At 36.5% G+C, this 17,087-nt stretch carries 17 protein-coding genes; all 17 read right to left on the reverse strand.

The features are described from left to right. Positions 1 to 37 precede the first annotated feature (37 nt). Positions 38 to 811 carry a Bax inhibitor-1/YccA family membrane protein gene (locus OLM58_RS08270; protein ID WP_017494595.1) on the reverse strand — a complete coding sequence of 258 codons (774 nt, stop codon included), beginning with the start codon at positions 809 to 811 and terminating at the stop codon, positions 38 to 40. A gap of 166 nt (positions 812 to 977) precedes the next feature. Next, entirely contained in the window at positions 978 to 2,369 is a 1,392-nt protein-coding gene (locus OLM58_RS08275) for an NADH-quinone oxidoreductase subunit N (protein WP_264531914.1), read from the reverse strand. A 68-nt stretch (positions 2,370 to 2,437) separates the two neighbouring features. Next, positions 2,438 to 3,877 (reverse strand): complex I subunit 4 family protein, encoded by a 1,440-nt coding sequence (locus OLM58_RS08280; RefSeq protein WP_264531915.1) that lies wholly within the window; start codon positions 3,875 to 3,877, stop codon positions 2,438 to 2,440. Positions 3,878 to 3,887: 10 nt separating this feature from the next. Continuing rightward, a complete protein-coding gene (gene nuoL / locus OLM58_RS08285; RefSeq protein ID WP_264531916.1) occupies positions 3,888 to 5,771 on the reverse strand; it encodes an NADH-quinone oxidoreductase subunit L in 1,884 nt (627 codons plus the stop codon). 6 nt (positions 5,772 to 5,777) lie between these two features. After that, positions 5,778 to 6,098: an NADH-quinone oxidoreductase subunit NuoK gene (gene nuoK, locus OLM58_RS08290; protein WP_017494599.1), complete on the reverse strand. Its 321-nt coding sequence runs from the start codon at positions 6,096 to 6,098 to the stop codon at positions 5,778 to 5,780. After that, a complete protein-coding gene (locus tag OLM58_RS08295; protein WP_017494600.1) occupies positions 6,098 to 6,637 on the reverse strand; it encodes an NADH-quinone oxidoreductase subunit J in 540 nt (179 codons plus the stop codon). The genes nuoK and OLM58_RS08295 overlap by 1 nt, the downstream gene beginning before the upstream one ends. Continuing rightward, positions 6,638 to 7,183, reverse strand: a complete 546-nt coding sequence (locus OLM58_RS08300; RefSeq protein ID WP_026109775.1) for a NuoI/complex I 23 kDa subunit family protein — start codon at positions 7,181 to 7,183, stop codon at positions 6,638 to 6,640. It lies immediately after the preceding gene. A gap of 162 nt (positions 7,184 to 7,345) precedes the next feature. Beyond that, positions 7,346 to 8,398: an NADH-quinone oxidoreductase subunit NuoH gene (gene nuoH, locus OLM58_RS08305; protein WP_017494602.1), complete on the reverse strand. Its 1,053-nt coding sequence runs from the start codon at positions 8,396 to 8,398 to the stop codon at positions 7,346 to 7,348. A gap of 3 nt (positions 8,399 to 8,401) precedes the next feature. Beyond that, complete coding sequence (locus OLM58_RS08310) at positions 8,402 to 9,433, reverse strand: 2Fe-2S iron-sulfur cluster-binding protein (RefSeq protein ID WP_173965355.1); 1,032 nt, start codon at positions 9,431 to 9,433, stop codon at positions 8,402 to 8,404. Between the two features lie 86 nt (positions 9,434 to 9,519). Then, positions 9,520 to 10,887, reverse strand: coding sequence for an NADH-quinone oxidoreductase subunit NuoF (gene nuoF, locus OLM58_RS08315; protein ID WP_017494604.1), 1,368 nt, complete (start codon positions 10,885 to 10,887; stop codon positions 9,520 to 9,522). 1 nt (position 10,888) lies between these two features. After that, on the reverse strand, positions 10,889 to 11,419 hold the full coding sequence (locus OLM58_RS08320) for a complex I 24 kDa subunit family protein (protein ID WP_070906572.1): 531 nt from the start codon (positions 11,417 to 11,419) through the stop codon (positions 10,889 to 10,891). Positions 11,420 to 11,567: 148 nt separating this feature from the next. Next, positions 11,568 to 12,806, reverse strand: coding sequence for an NADH-quinone oxidoreductase subunit D (locus OLM58_RS08325; protein WP_017494606.1), 1,239 nt, complete (start codon positions 12,804 to 12,806; stop codon positions 11,568 to 11,570). 24 nt (positions 12,807 to 12,830) lie between these two features. Further along, on the reverse strand, positions 12,831 to 13,352 hold the full coding sequence (locus tag OLM58_RS08330; protein ID WP_017494607.1) for an NADH-quinone oxidoreductase subunit C: 522 nt from the start codon (positions 13,350 to 13,352) through the stop codon (positions 12,831 to 12,833). A gap of 1 nt (position 13,353) precedes the next feature. Next, entirely contained in the window at positions 13,354 to 13,902 is a 549-nt protein-coding gene (locus OLM58_RS08335) for an NADH-quinone oxidoreductase subunit B (RefSeq protein WP_017494608.1), read from the reverse strand. Between the two features lie 161 nt (positions 13,903 to 14,063). Further along, on the reverse strand, positions 14,064 to 14,429 hold the full coding sequence (locus OLM58_RS08340; protein WP_026109777.1) for an NADH-quinone oxidoreductase subunit A: 366 nt from the start codon (positions 14,427 to 14,429) through the stop codon (positions 14,064 to 14,066). 240 nt (positions 14,430 to 14,669) lie between these two features. Continuing rightward, the gene (locus tag OLM58_RS08345; RefSeq protein WP_007137066.1) at positions 14,670 to 14,864 is read right to left on the reverse strand and encodes a cold-shock protein; all 195 of its coding nucleotides are present in this window, start codon (positions 14,862 to 14,864) and stop codon (positions 14,670 to 14,672) included. Positions 14,865 to 15,266: 402 nt separating this feature from the next. Beyond that, positions 15,267 to 17,018 (reverse strand): aspartate--tRNA ligase, encoded by a 1,752-nt coding sequence (aspS, locus tag OLM58_RS08350; RefSeq protein ID WP_264531917.1) that lies wholly within the window; start codon positions 17,016 to 17,018, stop codon positions 15,267 to 15,269. Positions 17,019 to 17,087 lie beyond the last annotated feature (69 nt).

Below are 17,087 nucleotides of genomic sequence, written 5' to 3' on the forward strand. Positions count from 1 at the left end.
TATTTCAGAAGGCTTTGGTTATGAGAAAAAGAAAGAATTAATCTTTGCTTGATAATTTTGACAATAGTCGTAAGAATTCGATGTACAACCAAACTAGTGTGATAATTAATCCCATTGCACCATACCATTCCATGAATTTTGGCATTCTTTGCTGTACTCCTTTTTCGATCTGATCAAAGTCTAAGAATAAGTTTAACGCAGCAATAATAATAACAAAAACACTAATTCCGATACTCATCATTGAGTTTCCATAGTGAACAGGCGTCCAGCTTGTGAATAAAGAAACTAACCATGAAATTAAATAATAGGTAGCAATTGCTAATGTTGCTGCAACAACTACTGACTTAAATTGCTCGGTAACTTTTACAATTCTAAATTTATACAAACCAAGGCATACTAAAAAAGTAACCAGAGTTGCTCCAACGGCGTTAATTACAATTCCGGGATATTTGGCTTCAAAGATGGCTGAAATTCCTCCAATGAATAGTCCCTCAAATAAAGCATAACCAGGAGCTAAATAAGGAGAAGCCTGAGGTTTAAAGGCTGAAATTACAACTAAAATTAGTCCAATGATGGCACCTCCGATAGCAGGCAGCATCACATTCATACCATTAAATGCCATCCACCACGTTACCATAGCCGATCCGCATAAAATTAAAAACAAGATGGCCGTTTTGTTGATTGTACCAGATAAAGTCATCTCCTGATTGTAGTCGATAATTTGTGCCTGATGTACTTCTTCAGCTTTTGAAACAGCATTAGAGGAGAAACGCTTGTTGCTTAAAAATGGATTTTTTGAATTAAAGTTCATAATGTAATTGGTTTTAAAAACGTATCAAATATAATCGATATTTTTTGATGTGCCTTGATTCCTATAGAATTTTTAACAATTCGGAGCATTTGTTTTGAAGCATTATTCTTCTAAATAAAAAAGCCGTCAATGAAAATTGACGGCTCGTATAGCTGTTTTTAAATTCTTATTTTAAAAGATCTAAAACTAAAGAAGGGAACAAACCTAAAGCAATGTTTAAAGCAATTGAAATTACAGCAACCGCATAAATAAGGAAAGGTTTTCCTGTACGTTCCTGGTTAGGTTCTTTAGAGTACATCGCCAGGATTAGTTTGAAATAATATCCAACACTTATAATTGAGTTGATAACTGCTACAATCACTAAAGCAATGTATCCTGCCTGAATCGTTTGGTTGAATAAGAATAACTTAGCAAAGAAACCTGAGAAAATAGGAACACCGGCCATAGACAACAACGAACCTGTAAGGATTGCCGCCAATAGCGGATTTGTTTTTCCTAAACCGTGGAAATTGGTAATATCTTCGTTATCCTGATTTTTGCATACGTATAAAACAACACTAAATGCAGCGATTCCGGCCAATGCATAAGCAGCTGTGTAGTACAATAAAACACCTGCTGAGGTTGCTATCGTTAATAAAGTCATCAACATAAAACCGGCATGCGAGATTCCTGAGAATGCCAGCATACGTTTTACATTTACCTGACGCAATGCCATTATATTTCCAACAGTCATAGAAGCGATTGAAACGATTACAACAATAGTTTCAAAAGTTCCTAAAAGATCCTGATTGTCTAGTGATGGAATGAAATTCAATGCAGAAACCAATTTATAAAGCGTAGCGATCGCTACAACTTTTGCCAAAGTACTCATTAAAGCAGTAGTCAATGCAGGAGAACCTTCGTAAACATCCGGAGCCCAGAAATGAAAAGGAACCGCTGCTACTTTGAACAACATACCAATAATCATTAAAATCATTCCGATAGGAAACCAGATTGGCAATTCGGCAGATAGAGAGATTTCATGGATTTCAGCTACGTCAAAAGTTCCCATCGCTCCGTAAATCAAACAGATTCCGAATAAAATGATTCCAGATGCAAAAGATCCCATTAGGAAATATTTCATACCAGCCTCATTACTTTTTAAGTTCAAACGATCACTTGCTGCCAAAACGTAAAGAGCAATTGACAGGATTTCGATTCCTAAGAAAAACATCGCTAAGTTTCCGAAAGAAACCATAGCCACTCCACCGGCTAATAAAAATACTTTGATCGCAACGAAATCGGAGATTTTGGTTGGATGATTTTCGTAAAAATTATGACTTAATGCTACCAGGAAAATGGTCAAAACAATAAACAACGATGAAAATGTCACAGAGAATTTACTCACTGTAATCATATTGTTATAGTAACTTGCTGTTGATCCGAATTCGTAAAAGTTAAGCGCCAAAACACCCAATAAACCTACGATGGTAATTGGAACAATGGCCTTTCTTAAATTAAGAATTTCAAACAATAGGCAGAAAATACCCAATCCTGTTATAGCTATTAATGTATTCATTTTTGTTTTTTTGATTTAGGAAATCTAAAACTAATGACGCCCTAATTTATTTTTATTTAAAATATTTTTTAATTTTTATTGATAACGTTCAGAATCGTTTCTAAACTTGGTGTAATCAAATCTGTAATTGGTTTTGGATAGAATCCGAAGAAAATCAACACTGCAATAATCGCTACTAATGAAATTCCTTCATGAACAGAAACGTCAGCAAAAGTTTTCGAATTGGTTTCTCCCAACATTACATTTTGAAACATTTTAAGCATATAATAAGCCCCTAAAATAATAGTAGTTCCACCTAAAACAGCAAACCAGATATTAATTTGAGAAAGACTGTACAAAACAGTAAACTCCCCAACAAAGTTAAAAGTACTTGGTAAAGCAACAGAAGCCAATACCAAAATTAAAAACATTGAAGTGAATTTTGGAGATTGTGTACGAATACCGCCTAATTGTGAAATTTCTCTGGTTTCATATCTTCTGAAGATAATTTCGGCTGCATAGAACAAACCTACTACCACAAAACCGTGAGCAATCATTTGTAATACAGCTCCACGTAAACCATCGATAGTTAAGGTGTAAGTTCCTGCCGCAATTAAACCAACGTGCGCCAAAGACGAATAAGCTAACAATTTCTTCAGATCTTTTTGTCTTAAAGCTACAATTGATCCGTAGATCACACCCGCAATTCCAAGAGCGATGAAGATGTTCATGTATTCTTTTGCAGCCAATGGTGCAAGTGGCAATTGCCAACGAATCACACTGTACAATCCCATTTTTAGCATGATACCGGATAAAAGCATTGTTCCAACAGTTGGTGCTTTTTGGTATACATTTGCCTGCCAGGTGTGGAAAGGTATGATTGGAATTTTAATAGCATAAGCAAGGAAGAAGGCTAAGAAAATCCATAATTGCTCGCAAGCAGATAAGTTTAATTTGTATAAATCTTCGATTAAGAAGCTTCCGGCTTTTTGATACAAGTAGATAAAAGCAACTAACATGAACAAGGAACCTGCCAGTGTGTAGATAAAGAATTTAACTACTGCTTTTCTGCGTTCTTCGGCATCACCATTACCCCAGATAAGGGCAATAAAGTAAATTGGAATAAGCGCCAACTCCCAGAAAATATAGTATAAAAGACCGTCTGCTGCCAGGAACGTTCCTGTCATAGCAAATGCCATAAATAAAATTAGAGCATAAAAACCTTTGGCATTTTTGTATTCGTTACCAAAAGAAGAGAATATAATAATTGGCGTTAAAGCTACTGTCAGCAAAAGCATCGCCATACCTAAACCATCTGCGTTAAGAGCAAATGAAATTTTAGGCTGAGTAATCCAGGTATTGATCAGACTGATATTCTCACCAGCTGAAAAATGATTTAATAAAACAATTGAACAACCTAAAGCCGCCAAACTAAAGAACAAAGCTACTTTTGATGCTAGCTTGTCACCAACAAAATAAGTGGCAAATGCACCAATTAGAAGAATAATTAATATAAGAGAAACGTTCATAGTTGTAAAATTATTTAGCTAAAAATATATAGGAAACAATGGCACAAAGCCCTAAAACAAATGCAAAAAGATATAATCCGATACTTCCGTTTTGTAATTTTTTACCTTGAAAAGCCAATTCGTTGGCTACTTTTCCTAATCCAAAAACAAGGGCAGACAAACCTGTTTCGATATAGTCTCTGAAAAATCTTGATAATCCGTTGATAGAGCGAACGAAAATAGCATCGTAAGCTTCGTCTACATAATATTTATTGTATAACACTTTAGTCAAACCGGTAATGTTTTCGTCCGCTTCCGGAACATTATCTTGTTTGAAGTATTTCACATAAGCAATTAAAATACCTAGTAATCCGCCTAAAACAGCAACTCCCATTAAAGTGTATTCTGTTGTACCTAAATGGTGTTCTTCGCCTGCTACTTTAGTGAAAAGAGGGGCTAAATAACCATTTAACCAGCTGTTTCCAGGTAAACTGATCAATCCTCCAAAAGTAGCCAGAATAGCTAAAATTACTAAAGGAAAAGTAATCAATCCGTCACTTTCATGTAAGTGGTGTTTTTGCTCTTCGGTTCCTCTGAAATCTTTAAAGAAAGTAAGGAACATTAATCTGAACATATAAAATGCCGTCATGATAGAAGCAACAGATCCTACAACATAAAGCGGGATGCTATGGTGGAAAGCCGTTAATAAAATTTCGTCTTTAGAGAAGAAACCAGAGAAAAACGGTACACCTGAAATGGCTAATGATGAAATTAACATTGTCCAGAAAGTGATTGGCATCGCTTTACGCAAACCTCCCATTTTACGCATATCCTGTTCCCCATGTAAACCATGAATTACAGATCCTGAACCTAAGAACAGACAAGCTTTGAAGAAAGCGTGTGTGATTACGTGAAAGACGGCTACTTCATAAGCACCAAATCCTAAGGCTAAAAACATTAAACCTAATTGAGAAACGGTAGAGTAGGCTAATACTTTTTTGATGTCGGTCTGAACCAAACCGATTGTTGCAGCTACTAATGAAGTTACAGCTCCAATAATAGCGATAACAGACTGAACATCCGGAGCTAAATCAAATACAAAGTTCAAACGGGTAATCATAAAGATACCGGCGGTTACCATTGTTGCAGCGTGAATTAATGCAGATACCGGAGTTGGTCCTGCCATCGCATCAGGCAACCAGGTGTATAATGGAATTTGTGCTGATTTACCACAAGCTCCAATAAACAAACATAAAGCAGCTAATGAAAGCAATGGGATATTTAAGTTTGCTGCCCCTGCGATTGCAGTTTTTAAAGTTGCATAATCTAAAGTTGAGAACATTGAACCTAGTATGAACATTCCGATTAATAAACCTAAATCTCCAATTCTGTTCATGATGAAAGCTTTTTTCGCAGCATCATTGTAATCCTGGTTTTTGTGCCAGAATCCAATTAATAAGTACGAACAAAGACCAACACCTTCCCAACCGATGAATAAAACTAACAGGTTACTTCCCATTACAAGAGTAATCATGAAGAATACGAACAGATTCAAATAAGCAAAAAACTTGTGCATATTCTCATCGTCGTGCATATAGCTGATGGAGTATAAGTGAATCAACGATCCGATACCGGTTACGAAAAGCAACCAAAGTAAAGACAACTGATCTAATAAAAATCCAAGATTGATCTTTAAATTACTAATTTGAATCCAGTCAAATAAAGTAACCTGAAGAGCTTGTTTGGTTTGGCTCACCTGATTGAAAAAGAAAAGTGTAACAGCAAAAGAAACCACTACAGCAGCAGTTCCGATGATTCCTGAAACGGTTTTTCCTAAGCTCTTGCCAAAGAAAACATTGATTAAAAATCCTAAAAAAGGAGATAAAACTAAAAGTAAAGCTAAATTGGTATCCATTTTTATTTATCCTTTTAAATTTTTTAAATTATCGATACTAATCGAACCTAAATTTCTAAAGATCGAAACTAAAATAGCCAATCCAACTGCAACTTCTGCTGCAGCAACTGCCATCGAAAAGAACACAAAGACTTGTCCCTGCGCATCCTGATGGTAAGTTGAAAAAGCAACAAATAAAAGGTTAACAGCATTCAACATGATTTCGATAGACATGAAAACGATAATAGCGTTTCGTCTGTACAATACACCAAAAATACCAATACAGAAAAGTACAACACTCAAAAAGATGTAGTTTTCAATACCTATTTGATTTAATATATTACCCATTATTTATTTAATTTTTCTTTTTTAGACAATAATACAGTTCCAATCATGGCTACTAAAAGCAAGATCGAAGCAAATTCAAACGGAACCATATATTCGTTCAGCAAAATTTTACCCAATACTTTAATTGATTGGAAATCTTCACCCGTTGAGTCGTATTCGCCAACAATTGGTTTAGAATTGATAAAAATTGCAATTAATACTATGCAAATCAAACAAAAAGAGACAATTGCACCTAAACGAGTAATTCTGGGACGGTGCACTTCTTTTTGTTCGTTCAGGTTCATCAACATGATCGTAAACAGGAACAGAATCATAATCGCTCCCGAGTAGACTATGATGTGTACGATAGCCAAAAATTGAGAGTTTAATAGTAAATAATGACCGGCAATAGAGAAAAAACAAATCACTAAATAAATAGCACTATGAATTGGGTTTCTGCTAAAAATAGTCAGGAAAGCGGTAATCACCGTAATAAACGCTAAGAAACAAAATATAATTTGTACAGTTGTTGCGTGTGCAAAATCGGGAATATGTATCATTTAGTTAGCATTATTAAGTTGAGCATTTTTGATAGCCACGTCAAGAGGCATCACTAATCTGTCTTTTCCAAAAATGAAATCTTCTCTTTCATAGCTTGAAGGTACCAAAACTTTTGAAGTCGTCAGGTAAATGGCATCTTTTGGGCAGGCTTCTTCACATAAACCGCAGAAAATGCAACGTAACATATTGATTTCGTAGATTGAAGCATATTTTTCTTCTCTGTACAAATGTTTCTCATCTGCTTTACGCTCAGCAGCTTTCATTGTGATCGCTTCTGCTGGGCATGATAAAGCACATAATCCGCAGGCAGTACAGTTTTCACGACCTTGTTCATCACGTTTCAATTGGTGCTGACCACGATAAACCGGACTCATTTCACGCACTTGTTCAGGGTAGTGAATCGTCACTTTTTTTCTGAATAAGTGTTTAAGCGTGATAAACAATCCTTTTACAATCGCCACAAGATACAATCGTTCCATAAAAGTCATCTCCTTGTTAGAGACCACTTTTTTTCTACCCGATAATGATATAGTTTCTATTGACATTTTTTAATGTATGATTTACGATTCACTATTTGTATTATACAAATCAAATCTGTTTTATTTTTGTTTTTAAGCTAATCCTGCTATCCGCTGTATCTTTTGTCTCGTTCAAAAACGAGATCACAAAAGGATGCCGCTGCTATCAGGGCTAGGGCATTACGGTTCTTAGAATCCTAAAGCTGCTGCGATATCGTGTCTTAATATTACAGCACCCGTAATCATAATGTTAATAATGGAAAGCGGTATTAAAATTCTCCAGCCTAAATTCATTAATTGGTCGTATCTGAATCTTGGAATCGTCCAACGTACCCACATATAGAAAAAGATGAAGAAACATATTTTAACAAACAAGACTACGATACCTAAAATATTTCCAGCGTTTACCCCTACATTATCAACCATCCATTGCATTCCAGGATAATTGTATCCACCAAAGAACAATACCGAGATAATAGTGGCTGAGATGAACATACTCGCATATTCAGCAAACAAATAGAATCCCATTTTCATCGATGAATATTCAGTATGGTAACCTCCAATTAATTCGTTTTCACATTCTGCTAAATCAAAAGGAGTTCTGTTTGTTTCAGCGAAAGAACAAATTAAGAAGATTAGAAAAGATAACGGCTGGTAAAAAACATTCCAGTTCATTCCTTGTTGTTGTAAGGAAATTTCTTTTAAGCTTAAAGTTCCGGTCATCATCAACAAAGCAATCATCGATAATCCCATGGCAACTTCATAAGAAACCATTTGTGAAGCTGCACGAACAGCTCCCATCAAAGAGAATTTATTGTTAGAAGCCCATCCACCAATCATGATACCGTAAACTCCTACAGAAAGAACACCAAAAATATATAATAAAGCAATATTGATATCAGTGGCCTGTAAATAAACATCACGGCCAAAAACATGTAATTTGTCCCCCCAAGGAATAACAGCACTGGTCATCAAAGCCGTACTCATTGCGATTCCGGGTCCTACGATAAATAAAAATTTATTCGGTGTATTTGGGAAAAATTCTTCTTTCGAGAATAATTTCATACCATCAGCAAGAGGTTGTAATAATCCTCCCCATCCGGCACGGTTTGGTCCTACACGGTCCTGTAAAAAAGCAGCAACTTTACGTTCAGCCCAGGTAGAATACATCGCCATAATCATAGTAATCGCAAAAACGACAACAATAACGACACTTTTTTCTATAATAAATGCACTTTCCATTTCTTAAGATTTTTTATCATTAGTAATTAATGGAATTGCAGCCATACTAATTTTTTTACGATCAATATCTCTACCTAAAAGGATATTTTTCTCTGTATCAATTTCAACTTTCTCTAATTTTTGAGTGTAGTTGTTTTGGTTGATTACAGAATCTTTTTCAAATTCTCTTGGTCCTTCAATTACCCAGTCACTCACATTTTTATGGTCAAAACGGCAGCTGTTGCAAATGAATTCTTCTACTTCATGGTACTCGTCTTTACGACCGGTAACACGCTGAATTTCTCCTCCAAACATCCATACAGTTGTTTTACCACAACATCCCGGAGTCGTACATTCTCTGTGAGCGTTGAAAGGTTTGTTGAACCAAACTCTTGATTTAAAACGGAAAGTTTTATCAGTTAAAGCTCCAACCGGACAAACGTCGATCATGTTTCCAGAAAACTCGTTGTCGATTGCTTTAGAAATTCCAGTTGAAATATTAGCGTGGTCACCACGATCTAATACCCCGTGAACTCTGTTGTCTGTCAATTGATCAGCAACCTGTACACATCTTTGACATAAGATACAACGGTTCATATGCAGTTGAATATTCGGACCGATATCTTCAGGTTCGAACGTTCTTTTTTCTTCAATAAAACGTGATTTTGGATTTCCGTGCTCAAAACTTAAGTTCTGAAGATCACATTCTCCTGCCTGATCACAAATAGGGCAATCCAGCGGGTGGTTGATCAATAAAAACTCCGTTACCGATTTACGGGCTTCTGTTACACGATCAGAAGATTTACTGTTCACTTCCATTCCGTCCATACATCCTGTTACGCAAGATGCCATTAATTTTGGCATTGGTCTTGGGTCAGCTTCACTTCCTTTCGAAACTTCAACTAAACAACAACGGCATTTTCCACCGCTGCCTTTTAATTTTGAGTAATAACACATGGCTGGCGGAACTAAATCTCCACCAATCATACGTGCAGCCTGCAGGATTGTTGTTCCTGGCTCTACGTCTATACTTTGACCGTCTATGGTTACTTTCATCTCTTACTTTTGTTTTTTTAGTTTCAGGTTTCAGGTTTCAGGCTTTCACTTGAAACTAAAAAAACTTAAAACTTTAAACTATATTTTTAAACTGTTTGTTTGCCTACTAAATGCTTCACTTGTGAGAAAGGTTCAGCAACAAAGTGATCTCTATTTTTAATTTTCTCCGGGAAACGAACGTGATATTCAAATTCATCTCTAAAGTGGCGAATTGCTGCGGCTACCGGCCATGAGGCTGCGTCACCAAGCGGACAAATCGTATTTCCTTCGATTTTACTTTGGATGCTCCACAATAATTCGATATCCTCTTCACGGCCCTGACCGTTTTCGATTCTCCACAATATTTTTTCTAACCATCCTGTTCCTTCACGGCAAGGTGTACATTGTCCGCAAGATTCATGGTGGTAAAAACGGGCGAAATTCCAGGTATTACGAACCACACAAGCGGTGTCGTTGTACACAATAAATCCTCCTGAACCTAACATCGATCCGGTAGCAAAACCACCATCACTTAAAGATTCGTAAGTCATTAAACGGTCTTCACCGTTTGCTGTTTTAAAAATTAATTCAGCAGGTAAAATGGGTACCGAAGATCCTCCCGGAACAAACGCTTTTAAAGGTCTGCTGGAAGACATTCCACCTAAGTACTCATCAGAATTCATGAATTCGTCAACACTTAAACCCAATTCAATTTCATAAACTCCCGGGTTTTTAATGTGTCCTGAAGCCGAGATCAATTTAGTTCCTGTAGAACGGCCAATACCTATTTTTGCATAATCGTCACCAGAATTGTTTACGATCCATGGCACAGTAGCGATAGTTTCTACGTTGTTTACCACCGTTGGATTAGCCCAAAGTCCTGAAACCGCCGGGAAGGGTGGTTTAATACGAGGATTTCCTCTTTTACCTTCCAGAGATTCGATAAGTGCAGTTTCTTCTCCGCAAATATAAGCTCCGGCTCCACAGTGAACGTGTAACTCTAAATCGTAACCTGTACCTAATATATTTTTTCCTAACCAACCGGCAGCTTTAGCTTCGGCGATAGCTCTTTCTAGTATTTTGAAAACCCACATATATTCTCCACGAATGTAGATATACGACAGGTTAGCGCCTAAGGCATAACTTGAGGTAATCATTCCTTCGATCAATAAGTGAGGAATAAATTCCATCAAATAACGATCTTTGAAAGTTCCTGGTTCAGACTCGTCGGCATTGCATACTAAATGTCTTGGTTTTCCTGATTTTTTATCAATAAAACTCCATTTCATTCCGGCAGGGAAACCTGCACCACCACGGCCACGTAGTCCTGATTTTTTTACTTCTTCGGTAACTTCATCCGGAGTAAGTGTTTTCAAAGCTTTTTCTACAGAGGCATATCCACCATTTTGGCGGTATACTTCGTAGGTTTTGATACCCGGAATGTTGATTTTATCTAATAATATTTTCTGTGACATCTTATTTATCGTGTAATATTATTTTATCCTCTCTGCAATCAGCGATTAACTGATCGATTTTTTCTTCTGTCAATTTTTCTTTGTAGAAATCTCCCAGCTGCATCATCGGAGCGTATCCGCAAGCACCTAAACATTCTACACCGGCAATGGTAAACATTCCGTCTGGAGTTGTTTCTCCCATTTTGATGCCTAATTTCTCAGAAGTATAATCCATTAAATTCTCAGCACCATTTAAACAACAACAAGAAGTCTGGCAAAATTCGAACATGTATTTTCCAATTGGTTTTTGGTTGTACATGGTATAAAAAGTAACCACTTCGTAAACCTCAATTGGTTTGATGTGCAAAATTTCGGCAACTTTATCCTGTAACTCAATGCTTAACCAGTTGTCATGAGCGTCCTGCACTTCATGCAAAACAGGTAACAAAGCTGATTTTCTTCTGTCCTCAGGATAATGACTGATCAATTCATTGATGCGGGACATCAACGCTTCAGTCATGTTTATTTCTTGTTTGTAATGTTTTCGTTCCATTTTTATTTTAGATTTTAGATTTTGGATTTCAGATTTTTTCAATCTTTGTCCATAACCCATATTCTGCAATCTTTTTTAATTTTAGATTTCTGATTTTAGATTTTTCAATCTACAATCTGCAATCTACAATCTACAATCTACAATATCTTTACGCGTCTAATTCTCCTGCAATTACATTTAAACTGGATAGAATAACAATTGCATCCGAAAGTAAAGATCCTTTAATCATATCCGGATAAGCCTGATAATAAATAAAACAAGGTCTTCTGAAATGTAATCGGTATGGTGTTCGGCTTCCGTCTGTAACCAAATAGAATCCTACTTCTCCATTACCTCCTTCAACCGGGTGGTAAATTTCTGCAACCGGTACAGGAACTTCTCCCATTACAATCTTAAAGTGATAAATTAGAGATTCCATCGAAGTGTAAACGTCTTCTTTTGGAGGCAGGTAATAATCCGGAACTTCAGCATGGTATTCGTTTCCTGCCGGCATTTTAGCCAAAGCCTGACGAATAATGCTTAAACTCTCCCAAACTTCAGCATTACGAACACAGAAACGATCGTAAGTATCTCCTGATTTTCCAACCGGGACAACAAAATCAAAATCTTCGTAAGAGGAGTAAGGTTGCGCCACACGAACGTCATAATCGACTCCAGCTGCACGTAAGTTTGGACCAGTAAATCCGTAAGCCATTGCCTGTTCTGCTGAGATAGCACCTACGTTTACGGTTCTGTCAAGGAAAATTCTGTTTCTTTCGAATAAGTTTACAAACTCTTGCCAGGCAACAGGGAATTCTTCTAAAAAGACGTCTAGTTTGCGGAAAGCTTCAGGTGACCAGTCTCTCTCGAAACCACCAATTCTTCCCATATTTGTTGTTAAACGAGCTCCACAAATTTCTTCGTAAATCTCATAAACTTTTTCTCTAAATTGAAAAACGTACAAGAAACCAGTATAAGCACCAGTATCTACACCCAGAATCGAGTTACAGATTAAGTGATCTGTAATACGGGCCAGCTCCATTACAATTACTCTAAGGTATTGTGCTCTTTTTGGAACTTCAATTCCTAATAGTTTTTCTATAGTCATCCACCATCCCATATTGTTAATAGGAGAGGAGCAATAGTTCATTCGGTCTGTAAGAGGAGTAATCTGGTAAAAAGGGCGATTTTCGGCAATTTTTTCGAAAGCTCTGTGGATGTAACCGATTGTTGGTTCAGCCTCAAGAATTCTTTCACCATCCATCAACAGGATATTTTGAAAAATACCGTGAGTCGCCGGGTGTGTAGGACCTAAATTTAGTACTGAAAGTTCACTTCCGTCTTCGTTTAGTCTGTCCTTAATTATTTTAGCATATCGATGCTCTGGTGATAATAATAGTTCTGACATTTTATAATGTTGAATTATTTATTTTTAGCAATTTGTTGTTGTTCTTCCAAAGAATCTGTCGTCTTTATCAGTTCTTCCGCTGTCTTCCATTGGGAATTCTTTTCGCATTGGGAAAGACACCATTTCGTCCATATTCAAAATACGTTTCAATTGTGGGTGTCCAATAAAATTGACTCCGAAGAAATCGTATGTTTCTCTTTCCATCCAGTTCGAACTCAAGAAAATATTTGAAATGGTTTTGATCTCCGGTTTTTCACCGTTTAAGTATACTTTGATTCGAATACGTTTGTTTTCGTACCAGTTGTGCAAATGATAAACAATGGCATACTGACGATCCGTTTCGTTGTCCGGATAATGAACACCGCATAAATCAGTTAGAAAGTGGAAGCGTAAATCGGAATCGTTTTTTAAAAAAAGAATCAGGGCTGTGATTTTATCAGCGGTAGTTTCCAATGAAAAAATATCTCTTTCCTGTTGAAAGTTAAAAACACTTGTGTCAAATGTTTCTGTAAGTTTATCTTGGATCAGGGTATTTTCTAAAGCCATCTTAAGTAATATTATATGAAGCTAGTAATTCTTGGTATTCAGGAGAACTTCTGCGTCGTACAGATTCGCTTTTTACTAATTCCTGAAGTTTCATTACTCCGTCAACAATTTGTTCCGGTCTTGGAGGACATCCCGGTACATAAACGTCAACCGGAATTACTTTGTCAATTCCTTGTAGAACAGAATAAGTATCGAAGATTCCGCCTGATGAAGCACAGGCTCCAACAGCAATTACCCAGCGTGGTTCAGACATTTGTTCGTAAACCTGTCTTAAAATAGGCGCCATTTTTTTTGAAATAGTTCCCATTACCAAAAGCATGTCTGCCTGACGAGGAGAGAAACTCACACGCTCAGAACCAAATCGTGCTAAATCGTAATGTGAAGCCATTGTTGCCATGAATTCGATACCACAGCATGAGGTTGCAAAAGGTAGTGGCCATAATGAATTGGCTCTTGCCAAACCTACAACATCATTCAGTTTTGTAGCGAAGAATCCTTCACCAGTAACTCCCTCCGGCGGCGCAACCATATTTACATTTGAATCGCTCATTTTTTATTTTAGATTTCTGATTTTAGATTTTAGATTGTTGAAACCTAAAAAAGTAAAATCAATTTTTTTAAATCAGTATTAAATTTAGTTTAAGATTAAATTTTAAATTTTAATTCCAGATCCTTAGATCAAAAATTAGAAGTCTAAAATCTAAAATTTCTTTATTCCCAGTCTAAAGCTTTCTTTTTGATGATATAAAAGAAACCCACTAAAAGAAGCGACATGAAAACAATCATCTTAAGCATTCCTTCTACGCCTAATTCTTTAAAGTTTACTGCCCATGGGTAAAGGAAAATTACCTCTACGTCAAACAGTACAAATAAAATGGCTACAAGGAAATATTTTACAGAAAAAGGAATACGTGCGTTTCCAACAGATTCGATACCACATTCGAAGTTTTTATCTTTTACTTCAGAACTTCTTTTTGGACCTAATTTTCCGGAAATAACGATGGTTCCTGCGACAAAACCCACAGCCAAAATGAACTGCATTAAAATAGGAATGTAACTGTATTGATCAGATTGCATAAACTTAGCTTTTTTACTTAAAGAATAAGCCACAAAGATAACTTTCAACTCTGTAAATCACAAGCTAAAAAATGATTTAAGTGTGCCCTGAAACCGCGTTAACAGCTAATTTTTATTGATTATAAATAAGATCCAAGGATTTTAGTATTTTTTTAAGATTTGAGCAAAAAAAACGTCCCGATACTTCGGGACGTTTTGAAAACCATTCAGAGGCAAAAAAAATAAATTGCTATATTTTTCTTAGATTACTGCTACTTTAGCAGCAACTTTCCCTTTTCTTCCTTCTTCTTCTTCGTAGCTTACACGGTCTCCTTCGCGTAATTCTTCCGCGTTAATTCCTGAAGCGTGAACGAAGATGTCTTTTCCTGTTTCTTCGTCTGTAATGAATCCATAACCTTTAGACTCATTGAAAAATTTTACTGTACCTGTACGCATTGTAATTGTAATAATAATTTATAATAAAGCAAATGTAACATATAAATTCATACAAAAGACATATACCTGTTAAATTTTTGTAAAAATTATTGATTAACAGTCTTTTCGCTATTTATATTGCATCAAATTTGGTATGTGTATACTTTATTTGAGAATCATTAATTATTATAATTAAATGTTAAAAAAGTAGCTTATATTTTACAAAAAATTTATATATTAAGCGGAGTTTGTTTTTTTTAGACTTGTTTTTGTGGGAAAAAGCCTGTGTTTACTAGGGGTTTCTTTCTTGTTTTAAGATTTTATTAACACGAAAAAAGGGTAAAATGACGACAAACTGCATAAAAAAACGACAACTGAAACTTTTAGTTGTCGTTTTTTATTTTCTAGAAAAAGAATAAGAAATTATTTCAAATCCAATTTTATAGCAAGTTCTTTTAATTGAGCTTCATCGATTGCTGCAGGAGCATCGATCATCACATCACGTCCCGAATTGTTTTTTGGGAATGCAATGAAGTCTCTGATGGTTTCCTGACCTCCTAAGATGGCTACTAAACGGTCTAATCCAAAAGCTAAACCTCCGTGTGGCGGTGCTCCAAACTGGAAAGCGTCCATTAAGAAACCAAACTGTGCTTTTGCTTCTTCTTCGGTGAAACCTAAATATTTGAACATTAATTGCTGTGTTGTTTTATCGTGAATACGAATTGAACCTCCGCCAATTTCATTTCCGTTTAACACCATATCGTAGGCGTTTGCGCGAACTTTTCCTGGTTCTGTTTCCAGTAATTGCATGTCTTCCGGTTTTGGAGAGGTAAACGGGTGGTGCATTGCGTGGTAACGCCCTGATTCTTCGTCTAATTCCAATAAAGGGAAGTCAATTACCCATAATGGTGCAAATACTTCCGGATTACGCAAGCCTAAACGGGTTGCCAGTTCCATACGAAGTGCCGAAAGCTGTGCACGGGTTTTGTTGGCAGGTCCTGAGAGGACAAAAATCATGTCTCCCGGTTTTGCGCTCGTGATTTTTGCCCATTGGCCTAAATCATCCTGATCGTAAAATTTATCTACAGAAGATTTGTAAGTTCCGTCGTCGTTGCATTTGGCATACACCATTCCTGATGCTCCAACCTGAGGGCGTTTTACCCAGTCAATTAAGGCATCGATTTCTTTACGGGTATAGTTTCCTGCTCCCGGAACGGCAATACCTACTACTAATTCTGCAGCGTTGAATACCGGAAATTCTTTGTGTTGCGCAAATTCGTTTAATTCACCAAATTCCATTCCGAAACGAATGTCCGGTTTGTCATTTCCATATGTTTTCATGGCATAGTCGTAAGTAATTCTTGGGAATTTATCTACTTCGATACCTTTAATTTCTTTTAGTAAGTGTCTGGTCAGTCCTTCAAAAATATTTAAGATGTCTTCCTGCTCCACAAAGGCCATTTCGCAGTCAATTTGTGTAAACTCAGGCTGGCGGTCCGCACGTAAATCTTCGTCACGGAAACATTTTACAATCTGAAAATATTTATCCATTCCACCCACCATCAATAATTGTTTGAAGGTTTGTGGTGATTGTGGCAAGGCATAAAATTGTCCTTCGTTCATACGGCTTGGTACAACGAAATCTCTCGCTCCTTCCGGAGTCGATTTGATAAGGTACGGAGTTTCTACTTCGCAGAAATCTAAGTCCGATAAATATTTACGAACTTCCATAGCTACTTTATGACGGAACAATAAACTGTTTTTTACAGGATTTCTTCTGATGTCTAAGTAACGGTATTTCATTCGGATATCTTCACCACCATCCGTTTCATCTTCGATTGTGAAAGGAGGTGTTAAAGCGGCATTCAGAATGGTTAGTTCCGATACTAAAATTTCGATTTCACCGGTTGGAATATTTTTGTTCTTGGCTTCACGCTCAATTACGGTTCCTTTTACCTGAATTACAAATTCTCTTCCCAATGTTTTGGCAAGTTCAAAAACCGCTTTATCCGTACGGCTTTCGTCAAAAATAAGTTGTGTAATTCCATAACGGTCACGTAAATCAACCCAATTCATAAATCCTTTATCGCGTGATTTTTGAACCCAACCCGCTAGTGTAACTTCCGTGTTAATATTTGAGGCGTTTAATTCGCCACAATTATGACTTCTATACATGATCAAAATTTTAGACTGCAAAAGTAAACACAAAATTCAAATTAATATAGTAAAGTGATCACTTGATGC

This window comes from Flavobacterium sp. N502540 (assembly GCF_025947365.1).
GTDB lineage: Bacteria > Bacteroidota > Bacteroidia > Flavobacteriales > Flavobacteriaceae > Flavobacterium.

Bases quoted from the DNA above. Each gene is read 5' to 3' on its own strand.
- OLM58_RS08275 (WP_264531914.1), bottom strand. From the start codon at position 2,369: ATGAATACATTAATAGCTATAACAGGATTGGGTATTTTCTGCCTATTG.
- OLM58_RS08345 (WP_007137066.1), bottom strand. From the start codon at position 14,864: ATGCGTACAGGTACAGTAAAATTTTTCAATGAGTCTAAAGGTTATGGA.
- OLM58_RS08340 (WP_026109777.1), bottom strand. From the start codon at position 14,429: ATGCAATCTGATCAATACAGTTACATTCCTATTTTAATGCAGTTCATT.
- OLM58_RS08300 (WP_026109775.1), bottom strand. From the start codon at position 7,183: ATGTCAATAGAAACTATATCATTATCGGGTAGAAAAAAAGTGGTCTCT.
- nuoK (WP_017494599.1), bottom strand. From the start codon at position 6,098: ATGGGTAATATATTAAATCAAATAGGTATTGAAAACTACATCTTTTTG.
- OLM58_RS08335 (WP_017494608.1), bottom strand. From the start codon at position 13,902: ATGAGCGATTCAAATGTAAATATGGTTGCGCCGCCGGAGGGAGTTACT.
- aspS (WP_264531917.1), bottom strand. From the start codon at position 17,018: ATGTATAGAAGTCATAATTGTGGCGAATTAAACGCCTCAAATATTAAC.
- OLM58_RS08320 (WP_070906572.1), bottom strand. From the start codon at position 11,419: ATGGAACGAAAACATTACAAACAAGAAATAAACATGACTGAAGCGTTG.
- OLM58_RS08270 (WP_017494595.1), bottom strand. From the start codon at position 811: ATGAACTTTAATTCAAAAAATCCATTTTTAAGCAACAAGCGTTTCTCC.
- OLM58_RS08310 (WP_173965355.1), bottom strand. From the start codon at position 9,433: ATGAAAGTAACCATAGACGGTCAAAGTATAGACGTAGAGCCAGGAACA.
- nuoH (WP_017494602.1), bottom strand. From the start codon at position 8,398: ATGGAAAGTGCATTTATTATAGAAAAAAGTGTCGTTATTGTTGTCGTT.
- OLM58_RS08295 (WP_017494600.1), bottom strand. From the start codon at position 6,637: ATGATACATATTCCCGATTTTGCACACGCAACAACTGTACAAATTATA.
- OLM58_RS08280 (WP_264531915.1), bottom strand. From the start codon at position 3,877: ATGAACGTTTCTCTTATATTAATTATTCTTCTAATTGGTGCATTTGCC.
- OLM58_RS08330 (WP_017494607.1), bottom strand. From the start codon at position 13,352: ATGGCTTTAGAAAATACCCTGATCCAAGATAAACTTACAGAAACATTT.
- nuoL (WP_264531916.1), bottom strand. From the start codon at position 5,771: ATGGATACCAATTTAGCTTTACTTTTAGTTTTATCTCCTTTTTTAGGA.
- OLM58_RS08325 (WP_017494606.1), bottom strand. From the start codon at position 12,806: ATGTCAGAACTATTATTATCACCAGAGCATCGATATGCTAAAATAATT.
- nuoF (WP_017494604.1), bottom strand. From the start codon at position 10,887: ATGTCACAGAAAATATTATTAGATAAAATCAACATTCCGGGTATCAAA.